The following is a 12440-nucleotide window of genomic DNA, read 5'->3' as shown; positions in this document are numbered from 1 at the left end:
CGATCAGATGGGGCGGATGTTCTCCGCCTGCAGACCCTTGGGGCCCTGCGCGATCTCGAACTCGACGCGCTGGTTCTCCTCGAGCGAGCGGTAGCCGCTCGCTTCGATCGCCGTGTAGTGGGCGAAGACGTCAGCGCCACCCTCGTCGGGGGCGATGAAACCGAAGCCCTTCTCCGAGTTGAACCACTTGACGGTACCGCTGCTGCTCATGAACTGCCTTACTTACGCATGAAGCCGACGAAGATGTACGCCGACGAGTCCCACGGTAACGGGCACCACCCACACGGCCATACTCGCGTTCCAGATGGTGACACAAATGTTGCAACACAATCTGGTGAACGCCCGGAATCCGTGTTAACCATTCGACGCCCGGGCGTCACGATGATTCGCTCGCCCGGGCGTCGACGGATCCCCCCGGATAGGCCACGCGAAGCGTGCCGGGGCTCACTTTACTGTCATCGCCCGACGTTCGGCAGTGGTGCATTCATGGGAATCCGCCCTGAGATCGTGCGTCGCGCCTGCGCGGCGTACTCCGGTGACGCATAGGTGCGGGCCATACACTGATGCCGCCATGACTGAGCCGCTGCCACCCCTCGCGATCTCGAGCGGCGCGATCCTCAGCGACGAGGTCTACACGACCATCGGCGCCGCCATTCTCGAGGGTCGTCTGCGACCGGGCGAACGGCTCCGCGACGTGGATCTGGCGGCGCAGCTCGGCATCTCCCGCACCCCGGTGCGCGAGGCGTTGCAGCGGCTCGAACGGTTCGGTCTGGTCGAAGTGGCCGTCGGCCGCTACACGCGCGTGTCCGAACCCGACGATCGCCTGCGCGCCGACACGGCCGCCGTGACCGTCTCCTTCCTCGGCAGCGCGCTGCGGCTGTCGCTGGCCGTCTGCAGCGACGACGAGCTCGACGGCATCCTCGACGCCGCCGACCACGTGATCGCCGCGGCGCACGCCGGCGACCGGCTGCGGCTGTTCGACGCGTCGGTGACCATGTTCGAGGGCGTCACCCGGGCCACGGCCAACTCCGTCTTCATCGGGATCATGCGCGAGACGGCCCTCTCCATCCAGCGGAACCTCCGCGGCTGGGACCCCTTCCTCGACGCGCCGCTGTCGCATCCGGAGGAGTACACGACGCTGCGTGACCGCATCGCCGCACGCGACGGAGCCGGCGCCGAACTGACGCTCCGCCGCCTGCACCACATGGCCTGACGCCGCCGGTCGACGGCATCCCTCGTCCACGTCGGGGATTTCCGCCGTTGCGCGTCATAAAGCGGGGTGTCGCGCGTCTCCTCTCCGGAGATAGGAGGATGCCGTGCACGTTGCGCGATCTCAAGCGCCCGACCGCCGCTGCCCCGCATGCTGAACGGGCGGGTCGTCATCGACTTCTTCGCGGGGATCACTGCGTGGGTGATGTGGGCGGGTGTGGTCGTCGGCATCCTGGCGGCGGTCGCTGCGGGTATCGCGCTCGTCATGCGCGTCTCGTCGTTCGCCCCGTTCGCGGCGTGGGCCGGCGGGATGCTCGCGGCGAGCACGGGCATCGCCCTCGGCACGTGGGCGCCGATGCTCGTGGTGGCGTCAGTCGGTGGCGTCGCCTACGCCGTGGGCACCCGGTGGTCGGAACTCGAGGAGCGCTGGCGCCGGTCGTCAGAGCGCACTGCCGACGTCGCGTAGGGAGCCTCGGCTCGACTCATCTCGCGGCTGCCGACTCCGTGCTGCGTCCGTGAAGTCCGCGCCAGGCGAGCGCAGTGAGCGAAAGCGCGAGGGTCGCGGTGCCGATGTCGGCCATCGACACGGACGAGCTGCCCGCGAGCGGCCACGCCCAGGGCTGCACGACACCGTCGATGCGTCCGACGAGCGCGCACAGCATCACGTACACGGCAGGCGCCAGCCCCTGGTAGGGCGCGCTGACCAGCACCCCGGCGGCGACTTGAAGGGCGAGCAGCCAGGTGAGCATCCCGACGTACGCGAGCATCTGCGGTGCCCCGAGGGTTGCGGCGATGGTGGTGACGACGACGCCCGGCGCGATCTGGCTGAGCACGACGACCGCCGCGACGGCTCCGGCCCCGCGGACGGTGTTGGTCCGGTTCGTCGGCCATGCGCGCACGAGCGGCGGCGCGACGACCAGCGATCCGGCGAGCGCGATGAGGAGACTCAGCGGCGCATCGCCGGCCGGACCGGGGAGCGCGATGAGAGTGGTGCCGACGAGTGCCGCAAGCAGGGCCAGAGCCGTCTCGACGAGCGCGACCGGCACGACACGATGGGTCTTGAGCGCGAGCTTCACGGCGTGACCGGCGGAGCGACGGAGCAGTCGCGGAGTGACTCGATGGTGGTGTTGATCCACGCCACCTGATCGGCGCGCGGCTGATCGAGCACGCGCCTCAGCGTCATGGCGACCGGCTCATCGACACCCTCTTGCGCATCCCGGGACGGAGCAGCGCCGAGCATGGCGGCCTGGAGCCACAGCACCGCGGCCGAGCGGTCGGTGTCGCGTCGCGCTGCGGTCGTCACGGCATCCCGCAGACACCGGGGTTCAGGAAGATCGGTAGCCATGGATAGGGCGATCTGCGCCTCGCTCATGTCCGATTGCAGCGTGAGGCGAACGCGGTCGGGGTCGTAGGTGGAGGAGTCCGAGGCGGCGACGAGAGCCGGGAGGTCCACCCCGTCCGACCGCACTCGGGCGAGCATGTCGGCGACCAGAGAGCGGATGCCGGCATCCGCCTGCTCGGGGAAGAGGCACACCGTCACATCGTCGGTGGTGCAGACGAGAGCGTGCGGGTCGCGGGGCTCTGCGGCCGACGGCGGTAGCCCGGTGGCGACGAGCAGCCCTGTCCCGAGCCCGCTCGCGATGAGTGCAGCACCGGCCGCCCCCGCGAGAACGGTGCGGCCACGGGCGATGCGCAACGCGGTGCAGGCGAGGACCAGCAGACCGACTCCCGCGAGGACGGAGAAGAGAGTCGCTGCAAGAAGGGATGCGGCGATGGGCTGCTGATCGTAGGTGCAGCAGGTCTCGATCACGAGTCCGGCGAGATGTCGGAGCTCGAAGGTGGGCATCGTGCCCGTGAAGCCGAGCCATGCGTAGCTCCCGGCGAGTGCCACGGGGATGCCGAAGACCGGGCGAAGCAGGCTTCCCAGCGCGAACCCGAAGCACGTATGGAAGAACAGCATCGCGGCGATCGTCCCGAGGATCGGCCAGGGCACGTCACCGTCGGTACCTCCGCCCGTCAGGGCGACGATCGCGACGGCCAGCAGCTGCATCGCGACTGCGCAGAGAAGGGGCGGCCAGAGGGCGACGGCGAGGACCGCGGGCGCACCGCGGGTGACGAGCGGGTTCTCGAGCCGGCGCGCGCGGAGGCGCGATGCTTCGAGCGCTGCGCCCGTTGCTCCGACGGCGGCCGGTATGAGGATGAGGAGGACCGAGCGGCTGACGGTCCACGTCCACCACTGCGGGGGTGCCATCAGGAGCGGAGACAGCTGCGCCACGATGACGAGCAGCGGCACGGCGGGAAGCAGGAGCCACCAGACGGAGCGTCGGCGGAGCGGAATCGGCGACCGCACGCTCACTCCTCCGGGACGAGGGCGGCGTAGGCATGTCGCACACGGTCCGCCGGAGCGGCACCCGGATGGCCGGCGACGAACGCGGCGTACGATCCCGAGAACCTCGTGATCCCGCCCGTGAGCACGTGGATGCCGGTGTCGGGTTCGATGAGCGCGTCGGTGTCGTGCGTCGATACGAGTACCGCCCGCTCTTCTTCGATGCGGCGAAGGATGCCGACGAGCCGCTCCCGTTCGCGAGGATCGAGTCCCGCCGTGGGCTCGTCGAGCAGCAGGTAGGTCGGGTCGTGAACGAGCACGCCGGCGATACCCAGCCGGCGGGTCTGCCCGCCCGAGAGCGTGCTCGCGAGGTCGCCGGCCCGGGCGCCCAGGCCTACGGTGTCGAGTGCGCGGCGCGCCTCCGGCACCGCCTGGCTCATCGGCATCCCTTTCAACCAACCGACGTAAGCGACGTGCTCTCGCGCGCTCAGTCCGGGGAAAGCGGCCACATCTTGCGGCAGCCATCCCACGAGTCGGCGGAAAGCGGCGGATCGGCGCCGGCCGGTCGGAACCGAGTTCCCGTCCACGGCGAGCGCACCCTCAAACCCGACGACTCCTGCCAGGGCTTTCAAAAGCGTGCTCTTGCCTGCGCCGTTCGGTCCGAGCAGCACCGTCCGGCCGCGATCGAGGGACACGGTGACGTCGTAAAGGCGCGCCTCACCCCGTCGGTAGGCGAACCTGGCAACGTGCGCGTCGAGCACCACAGCAGGTTCAGTACTCGGTGCGGACGCTCGGCACCGTCACGATCACCGCGGCGACCTTGCGTTTGAACGTCGGGAACATCGGCATCCGTTTCTCCTCATCGCCTCGCGTTCCTCACAAAAGCAGGCAGCTTTCATGAGTAGGCATACGAGCGAGTATGCCTTGCCCGTCGGAAGAATGTCGGTGCTTCCGGCGCCTCGCGCGACGTTCAGCGCCCCGGCGCGGGACATTCACTCAAGAAGTTGCCGGTCGCTCTGCCTGCCGCACTGGCCTCCGTCAGATCGCACTGCCGACGTCGCGTAGGGAACCCGCCGGCGTCCACTCCCATCGGATGCCAAGGGGGTCGGTGAATCGCACGGCGGTGATCGTGAACTTCTTGGCACGCAGCAACGGCGCATAGCGGCTCAGGTCGGCGGCCGGTTCGATGAAGCTCCACGGGCGCGCGCCGGAGTCGCCCGCCTGGCGACCCATGCTCCGCACGATGTAGTCACCGGGCGGCAGCCGCTCGGACGTGATGAGCCCCGGAGCATGACTCGCATCGGCGAGCGCGTTTCCTCGCGTCTCCACCTCCACGTCGTAGAACACGGTGGCCGCCTCACCGCCGTTGCGGATGAGCACTCCGTAGCAGGAGCCCGTGGCATCCTCATTCGGCCACGTCACCCACCACGCCTGCAGCTGTCGAGCGACCGCCGCGCGCTGCCGCTCGACATCGCGCGCGACTGCCTTGTTGGCGATGTGGTTCGCCTCGCGCGCGCTATTGAGGGCGATCATGCTGAACCCGATCGCGACGAGCGACGCGACCGCCCCCGCCCACTCAGCCCACGTTCCTGGTTCCATGCCAACGCCCTCCCTCGCCAGGGCTGGATCACCCGGCCCGCTACTGGAGACGTATCTGTCCGCGCGATCTCGCGCTGGTGGTGGAGGTCAGTCGTCTTCCGGATGCCGAGGCGCGTCCGCCCCGCGGTGGAGCCGTTCACTCACCCGCTCGCGAAGTTCGTGCCGAACGGCCTCGATTGCCGCTTCGTCGCCGTCGTAGTAGGCCTCCCAGAATCCGGGAGCGAGCCAGGCTGCCGGACCGAGCAGGAGCATGCCGGCATCGATCACGGCCACCCAACTCTTCGGGATAGAGCTGTCAACAGTCCTAAAGTCACGGATCGAGAACCAACCGAGGGTACGGCGGTCGTCTGTAAGCAGTTGAATGCTGACCCCGCCGTTCGGGTGAATGTCAACGGACATCACCGGGTAATCCCTACCGACCGTCACCCACGGGCTCGATTCTTGCGCTTCCCCGGTCGCGGAAAGCGGAACACGTACATTCGAAACGATCATCCCGCTCCCGTGAAGACGGTAGGAAGCTCATGTCGATGACGAGCCTGGCGCCGCCCGGCACCTCATCCTCACCGAGGCTGATCAGCGTCGCAATCTGCTCTCGAACTTCTGAAGACTATTCAACGCGAACGCGGCGCACTTCCGGCCAACTCGACGGCGGATCGTCCGTATACCATGCCTGCTCAAGCCCGATGAGCCGTCCCGCTCGCACCCAAACGAGCACCTCGCCTACGAGATCCTCGCCGTCGTAGACCATTGCCCTTACGGGCAGCGGGCCATCTGCAAGGTCTATTGGAGTGAGTCCGTCGGGGACCGAGAGGTCGATCATCATAGGGGTTTGGCTCATCACCGACGCGGAAGTGGCCTGCGCCATCACTGCAGCCGACACGGCGCTAATCGGCGCGGCGACATGTTCGACGAGTTTTATGAGGTCTTCTGCCAGCTTCATGACCCTAGCCTTCCTTATGGCGTGAAAGCGGTGCCGATGCGCGGAATACCGTCAACGACTGCACCTCGAATGATGACCGTCTGATCACCGATCTGCCTTGTGATCTCGAACTTTCCCGACGTCGGGAGTGACCCATCCATGCTGCGGACGATCTGCTCCAGCGCGGCTTCCTTGCTTCCATACTTTTCGATTAATGGACCGAAGTTGTGCTTTGGATGGAACACGTGATCGAGTTTGTCCGGGCGTAAGGCATCTTCGAGCGTGAGTCTTTGGGTGCCCGATAGAGATTCGGCCGCTTCGGCGCCCCTCCGCGCTCCGAATAGTTTGTCCCAGTACTTCCCGATCTTGCTGAACCCCGCTGCGATTCCCGCGAGGGGTGCGGCTGCGCCTGCGCTGACTCCTGCGCCTACGAGGTCACCCTCGGCCAAACTTAGGGCACCGTCTGCTATGTCCCCGGCCTCGTGAAAGAGACCGACGACCGACAGCACCAGATGTGCGACCGTGACCGTCTGAGCGGCGGTCGCCTTCGACGCACACACCGGCACACGACCGCGGCTACATGTTCTCTCCGAATCCGAGGGCGTGCGAGGGTTGCCGACTCCAGCTCTGCTCGACGTCTTGTCTTTCGCGACATACCGGTGGTCCCCACCGTCGGCCACCGGACCCGTCCACGCCAGCCCCGACGGGTCAGACCAGGTCACCGGGTTGTTCCCCGCATACACATACGCGTTGAACTGCGCCGGGTTCCCCGGATCGAGCAACGGATCGACCGACACGAACACCCCCGCCGCCGGATCGAAGTACCGCGCACCCAACAACACCAACGCGTTACTGTCGTGCACCGCCCCCAAGAACCCACGCCCCGCAGACGTCACCGACGTCGACGACCGCGCACCCCCGAACGGGTCCGGACGCTTCCACACCACCCCCGACGCCCAATCCGTGTTGTGCACCGTCCCCACCACACTGCCCTGCGGATCGGTCACCACACTCGACACACCCGACAGGCCATTCCCGGTGCGATGGGCAACTAGCTTCCCCGCGAACGAATACCACCGCGTCGCCGACACCGCCGTATCCGACGACGACGACGTGACCTGCGTCCGTCAGGAATCGACGCCTCGCTCGTCTACTTCTTAGGGGCGTTTTCGCGTCCCACGATGGAGGGAACCGCACGCATGGACTGCTCACTGGCCGACACAGGAGCCGCGCTGCCGATCACGACGATCGTCGTGGCGGTTGTTCTCGTGCTCGTCGGAACGACGTTGTGGATGCTGCGCACGCCCGAGCGCCGCCGCAGAGGGATGCCGGTGCTCGTGCTTACCCCCGTGCTCCTCGCGGCTGCACTCACCTTCCACGCCGCACCGAGCGCGTCTGCGGCCGCCGACTGCCTGCCCGGTTCAGGGGTCGACTCCGAGTTCTCCAACCAGACCCCGACGCCCTCGCCGACGGAGACACCCGACGCAGGCCCGACCGCCACGCCTCAGCCGTCGGCAAGTCCCACGGTGGCACCGGTCCCGACGCCGACGCCGACTCCCACGCCGACGCCCGAGCCGACTCCTACGCCCGAGCCCACACTCGAACCCGTTTACTGCGGCATGAACGAGGCCGAGACCGACGGCGTCTGCGTATGCGAGGAGGGCTTCGTCTGGAACGAATCGCGCGTGTGCGTCGTCCCCGATGCTTTCGCGCGGAACGAAGATCCTGCCGAGGCCGAGGTGAGCGAGGCACCCGCTGCCCCCTAGGATGAGCGCAATCACCCCGAAAGGCACGGATGCCGACCGCCGCTGTTCTCCTCCGCGTCTCCGCGGCTCTCGCCGCTCTCGCCCTCGCGGCGGCGCTCACGCCGTCGCCCCCGGCGGCCGCGGCCCCGGACTATGACGACGTCGACGGCGTCTACTTCACGACGCTCGACGACCGGCCGACGCGCCTCGCCCTCTCGTCCGACGGATCCCGACTCTATGGCGGCTCGAACCAGATCGATGGGCCTGGCGTCCTGACGGTCATGGACGCGGCATCGGGCGCCCTCATCGCTCAGAAGACATTCTCGAGCGGCGTCGGTGACGTCGAAGTGTCGCCCGACGGCCGCCGCGTGTACTTCACCCATGGGGGGTCGGAGTTCCTGGGCGACTGCTACGTCACCGAGGTGGACGCGAAGACGCTGAAGGTTGTCCGCGACCTCCACCTCGGTCAACGGTGCAGGTATCTCACCATCTCGCGAACGGGGAAGACGCTGTTCGTATCGGACCACGAGGACGTCCTCTTCGTCGACGTCGCAACGGGCACCGTCCGCAACACGGTCTACGTTCCCGGGTATCCCGAAGACCTCGCCCTCACCGCCGACGGATCCAAGCTGTACGTCGCTGACCCGCAGGCGAGCATGGTCAACCTCATCAGCGTCACGTCGAAGACCCACTGGGGAGGCACTCTCCTGCCCACCGTGAGTTCCGACCCCGACTGGCTCGACACATTGCACGTCTCGCCCGACGGGGAGATGCTCTACGCCGTGAGCGACCGGGCGATCTATACGGTGCCGCTAGCCGGACCGGTTGATGTCGAGCGTTTTCCGGCTGCAAACCACCACAGCACGGCACTCTCTCGTGACGGCAAGAGGCTCTACCTGTCCGGCACCAATCTGAAGGTGTTCGACACGGAGTCGCACACATTCTCCGTCCAACCTACGGATTGGGGCGGCTCGGCATCCGCCCTCATCGAGTCTGTGGACGGGCGCCGCCTTCACCTCTCTGCCCTCGGATACATCATCACGCTCGGTGCCACGCGCAGCCTTGTCTACCCCGACAGCTCGATGAACGTTGTCGCCGGCAAGAGCTTCCGATCGACCACTCCCACGTACCGATACGGGTCCGATGACGCGCACTACCGCGTCTCGCCCGCACTGCCGTCAGGTCTTCGCCTCAACTCGTCGACCGGCGTCATCAGCGGAACGCCCCCCCGTGCGCAAGCCACGCAGCGCTACACGGTCTACACCGACTACCTCCTGAGCAACACCGACGAGCGCAAGCGCGTGAAGGCGAGCGTGACGATCCGCGTCGTGACCCAGGCTCCGACCGCCAAGATCGCGCTCACGAAGACGTCACAGAAGTACGCGACGACAAAGCCCGCCAAACTCGCTGCGGTCGTCTCGCCCGAGATCCCCGGAACGTTCCGCGTCTACGATGGCTCGACGAAGATCGCGAGCGTATCGACCAAAACCGGACGCATCCTCTGGACTCTTCCTCGCACGCTTAAGGTCGGAACGCACACAGTCAAGGTCGTCTTCGTGCCCGCCAACCGCGACATGTATCGCCTCGCCACCTCCTCGACCCGCACGCTCACTGTCACTCGCTGACCCCCGTCGAGCGAAGGCGCGACCGCCCTCGCGGTCTCGCACGATGGCTGGTGGACTCTGCCGACCTGTGAGGACTTCGGCGTCGAGATGGGGTTGGGCGAGCAGCTCGGCGATGGCTACGTCACGGGTTTCTGGGAGGGGACGGAATCCCCGAAACAGATCATGCTACGCGAGGGCGGGATCGCACTGTCGTGCCAGTGGTCGACAGGCGACGTCTCCACGACGCCGGACGGGGAGTTCCGCACACCGTCCCTCGACATCGCTAACGGTGCTCACTGGCAGTGGGCCGACCTTGCCGCACTCGACGGCGCCGAAGAGGTGACGGTCGAGGGAGCCGAGAGCGCAGTGCTGGTGCCCGACCCGGAACGCCCGTCGGTCCAACGGCTCTTCGCCACCGATGGGACTAACGTGATTCAGGCCAATGTCGCCGACGCGGACTTCCTTGTGCTGATCGCAGAGAGGGCGTTCGCGGCGCTCGGCTGATTCGTCGAAGGAGATCCATGAAGTACCGCACGCTCGGACCGTTCACCGTCTCGGCCATCGGCCTCGGCGCCATGCCCGTGTCGATGAACAGCGACAACCGCTTCCCGTCGCACGAGGATGCCGTGGCCACCGTCCGCGCCGCGCTGGATGCCGGTGTGACGCTCATCGATACCGCCGACATCTATGCGCCCAGCTGGGACCAGATGGGGCACAACGAGCGGATCGTCGCCGACGCTCTCGCCGGCTGGGGCGGCGACCGTTCCTCGATCGTCGTCGCGACGAAGGGCGGCATCACCCGCAGCGAAGAGAAGGACTTCGGCCGCGACGGCTCGCTCACCTACCTGCGCAGTGCGGTGGAGAAGTCGCTGCGGAACCTCCGGGTCGACGTCATCGACCTGTACCAGTACCACCGGCCGGACCGGTGGATGGTCTACGGCGAGATCATGCAGAACCTCAAGACCCTTCAAGACGAGGGCAAGGTGCGCACCATCGGGATCTCCAACGCGAGCGTCGAGGAGATCGCGATCGCCCAGGAGGTGCTGGGCGAGGGGAACCTGACGAGCGTGCAGAACGAGTTCTCCCCTCGGCATCCGGGAAGCTACGACGAACTGACGTACTGCGCCGACCGCGGGATCGCGTTCCTGCCGTGGAGTCCGCTCGGCGGCACCGGCGGCGGCGGACGTTCCGTCGGCGAACGGTTCGCGGCGTTCGCCGAGATCGGCGAGTCCCACGGCGTCAGCCCGCAGCAGGTCGTGCTCGCGTGGGAGCTCTCACTCGGAGACACCGTCATCCCGATCCCCGGCGCACGCCGAGCCGAGTCGATCACCGACTCCGCGAAGGCCGCCGACCTCGAGCTGTCGGCCGACGAGCTGGCCCGCTGCTCCGCCGCCGTCGGCATCGAAGTCTGACGGCGGCCGCTCAGGCCACGCGGTTCAACTGTGCGGCGACTTACAGCGGCGCCGAGTCGTACTCGAAGAAGGCGGCACGAGGGAGGATCTGCATCCCCCGAAGCCGCTTCTTGTCGGCCGCACTCAACCGTGCGACGTCGGCGGCGGCATCCCAGTTCTCGTCGATCGACGACGTGAGTCGATCAATGATCTCTCGACCCTCCTTCGCACGGACGCCATAGGTCTCCGACTCTGCCAACAGCGCCGCGAAGTTCGACACTTTCGCCCCGCGGTCGCCGCGCCCGTACGCCATCGCCTGCGTGAACGTGTCGCCCGACCGCTGGCCGGGCGAGAGGTCATAGGCCGGCGTCAACTCGAGGTGCATGCCGTCCCAGAACGCAGCATGATTGCGGGCGTGGTCGTCGTTGTTGCTGATCGCGATGTTGAAGGCGATACGCCGGAACAGTTCAGGACCGGGATACCGCGGGTCCTTTCCGTGGCGTCTCAGCACGTCGAGGATCTGCGGATAGGAGACGTACCGCGCGACCATCTCGTCCGTCATCGCCATCGTGAGGCCGGACACGACGTGGCGCCGACTGCCGTCCGGACCGCGGTCGAATCGCCTCACCAGCAGAACGTCCTTGCCGAGGGACGAGGTGATCTTGGAGTCGGGGACGTTCATGCCCGCTCGTCGCGCCAACTCCAACATGGCCGCTTCCGCGTTGACCGCCGAGAAGAGTCGGTCGTCGGAGGAGGAGAATTTCGCCAGCCATTGCGTGCCGTCCTCGTCGGTGAGGGATGCCTTCGGCCGCGCGCCCCCCAAGCTCGTGCCGTGCAGGAGTGCGGCGTCCAGATCGGGGGTCAGAGCGCGCCCCTCCTCCAGGATCCGCGCCGCGCGGTGGAGGTCATCGAGGGTGGCGGCGTCGTCGCGGGGCTCGTAATGCTCTCGGCTGCGCTGGAAATCGAGTGCCCCGAACCGCTGGGAACTCGACTCGAGCATGTAGTCGATCTCGGAAAGGGAGTTGGGGGGAACACCCCGTCGACGCTCGATGACGCCGCGGCCCCATCTATCTGGACTGCCGTCTCGGAGGACTCCCGCAATGGCGAGCCCTTCGGCGGGCTCTCGCACACCGGGTCGCAGGGGAAGCTCCGGACCGTACAGGCTGATGGCGTCGGAAAGGGCGCGGTAGCGCAGACCGTAGACGAACGTGTAGCGCGAACCCACACGGTCGACGCGGCCCGCGACCACCGGCTCGGTCTGGCCCGGGAGCCAGGTCCAGACGTACGCCTCATCAGAAGTCATCGTCTACGCTCTCGACCTTTGGCCGTCGTACTCGGCGGGGCAGGAGGGCGAGCATCTCCTCGCCGCGTTGGCGTCGGATGGCGAGCTCCGATTCGTCTTCGATTCCGAAGATCGGCACCCCGACCAGATCGGCCAAGTCGATCATGGTCCCCACAGCCGTGCCACGGCGGCCGGCTTCCGCAGACAGCACCGTGCGCTCGGATACGTCGGCGCGCGCGGCAAGGTCACCCACCGTCCATCCCCGATCAATGCGCCCCTGCCGAATGAGTTGACCCCAAACGGTCAATCCATCCTGGACGTGCGGCCGCAACGGCACGGTCCTCTTCGTCATGGCACCTCCATAT

At 67.2% G+C, this 12440-nt stretch carries 16 protein-coding genes; 6 read left to right on the top strand and 10 right to left on the bottom strand.

The features are described 5' to 3' along the window. Window positions 1-3 precede the first annotated feature (3 nt). Entirely contained in the window at window positions 4-210 is a 207-nt protein-coding gene (locus P0Y48_12275) for a cold-shock protein (GenBank protein WEK13220.1), read from the bottom strand. 361 nt (window positions 211-571) lie between these two features. On the opposite strand from P0Y48_12275, the gene P0Y48_12270 reads away from it, so the two are divergent. Beyond that, complete coding sequence (locus P0Y48_12270; GenBank protein WEK13219.1) at window positions 572-1213, top strand: GntR family transcriptional regulator; 642 nt, start codon at window positions 572-574, stop codon at window positions 1211-1213. A gap of 147 nt (window positions 1214-1360) precedes the next feature. After that, a complete protein-coding gene (locus P0Y48_12265; GenBank protein ID WEK13218.1) occupies window positions 1361-1675 on the top strand; it encodes a hypothetical protein in 315 nt (104 codons plus the stop codon). Window positions 1676-1691: 16 nt separating this feature from the next. On the opposite strand, the gene P0Y48_12260 is transcribed toward P0Y48_12265, so the two are convergent. From P0Y48_12260 to P0Y48_12230, 7 genes are all read right to left on the bottom strand, one after another. Next, window positions 1692-2285 (bottom strand): hypothetical protein, encoded by a 594-nt coding sequence (locus P0Y48_12260; GenBank protein ID WEK13217.1) that lies wholly within the window; start codon window positions 2283-2285, stop codon window positions 1692-1694. Further along, complete coding sequence (locus tag P0Y48_12255; GenBank protein ID WEK13216.1) at window positions 2282-3559, bottom strand: hypothetical protein; 1278 nt, start codon at window positions 3557-3559, stop codon at window positions 2282-2284. Before P0Y48_12255 ends, P0Y48_12260 begins: the two co-directional genes overlap by 4 nt. Before the next feature lie 2 nt (window positions 3560-3561). After that, complete coding sequence (locus P0Y48_12250; GenBank protein ID WEK13215.1) at window positions 3562-4296, bottom strand: ATP-binding cassette domain-containing protein; 735 nt, start codon at window positions 4294-4296, stop codon at window positions 3562-3564. Window positions 4297-4573: 277 nt separating this feature from the next. Next, a complete protein-coding gene (locus P0Y48_12245; protein ID WEK13214.1) occupies window positions 4574-5134 on the bottom strand; it encodes a hypothetical protein in 561 nt (186 codons plus the stop codon). An 87-nt stretch (window positions 5135-5221) separates the two neighbouring features. Beyond that, window positions 5222-5407, bottom strand: coding sequence for a hypothetical protein (locus tag P0Y48_12240; protein WEK13213.1), 186 nt, complete (start codon window positions 5405-5407; stop codon window positions 5222-5224). A 334-nt stretch (window positions 5408-5741) separates the two neighbouring features. Next, window positions 5742-6074 carry a hypothetical protein gene (locus P0Y48_12235; GenBank protein WEK13212.1) on the bottom strand — a complete coding sequence of 111 codons (333 nt, stop codon included), beginning with the start codon at window positions 6072-6074 and terminating at the stop codon, window positions 5742-5744. Between the two features lie 14 nt (window positions 6075-6088). Continuing rightward, window positions 6089-7144: an RHS repeat-associated core domain-containing protein gene (locus P0Y48_12230; GenBank protein ID WEK13211.1), complete on the bottom strand. Its 1056-nt coding sequence runs from the start codon at window positions 7142-7144 to the stop codon at window positions 6089-6091. A 90-nt stretch (window positions 7145-7234) separates the two neighbouring features. Between P0Y48_12230 and P0Y48_12225 the strand changes: the two genes are divergently transcribed. From P0Y48_12225 to P0Y48_12210, 4 genes are all read left to right on the top strand, one after another. After that, on the top strand, window positions 7235-7819 hold the full coding sequence (locus P0Y48_12225) for a hypothetical protein (protein WEK13210.1): 585 nt from the start codon (window positions 7235-7237) through the stop codon (window positions 7817-7819). 29 nt (window positions 7820-7848) lie between these two features. Then, entirely contained in the window at window positions 7849-9423 is a 1575-nt protein-coding gene (locus P0Y48_12220) for a putative Ig domain-containing protein (protein WEK13209.1), read from the top strand. A gap of 93 nt (window positions 9424-9516) precedes the next feature. After that, window positions 9517-9906, top strand: coding sequence for a hypothetical protein (locus P0Y48_12215; GenBank protein ID WEK13208.1), 390 nt, complete (start codon window positions 9517-9519; stop codon window positions 9904-9906). A gap of 17 nt (window positions 9907-9923) precedes the next feature. After that, a complete protein-coding gene (locus P0Y48_12210) occupies window positions 9924-10814 on the top strand; it encodes an aldo/keto reductase (GenBank protein ID WEK13207.1) in 891 nt (296 codons plus the stop codon). A 40-nt stretch (window positions 10815-10854) separates the two neighbouring features. Here P0Y48_12210 and P0Y48_12205 read toward each other — a convergent pair whose 3' ends face one another. After that, the gene (locus tag P0Y48_12205) at window positions 10855-12096 is read right to left on the bottom strand and encodes a HipA domain-containing protein (protein WEK13206.1); all 1242 of its coding nucleotides are present in this window, start codon (window positions 12094-12096) and stop codon (window positions 10855-10857) included. Further along, window positions 12086-12427, bottom strand: a complete 342-nt coding sequence (locus P0Y48_12200) for a helix-turn-helix domain-containing protein (protein ID WEK13205.1) — start codon at window positions 12425-12427, stop codon at window positions 12086-12088. Before P0Y48_12200 ends, P0Y48_12205 begins: the two co-directional genes overlap by 11 nt. Window positions 12428-12440: the final 13 nt, after the last annotated feature.

The sequence above is a fragment of the Candidatus Microbacterium phytovorans genome, from assembly GCA_029202445.1.
GTDB classification, from domain to species: domain Bacteria; phylum Actinomycetota; class Actinomycetes; order Actinomycetales; family Microbacteriaceae; genus Microbacterium; species Microbacterium phytovorans.
The sequence above is the reverse complement of the archived record's forward strand: the minus strand, read 5'-3'. Positions and strand labels throughout refer to the sequence as shown.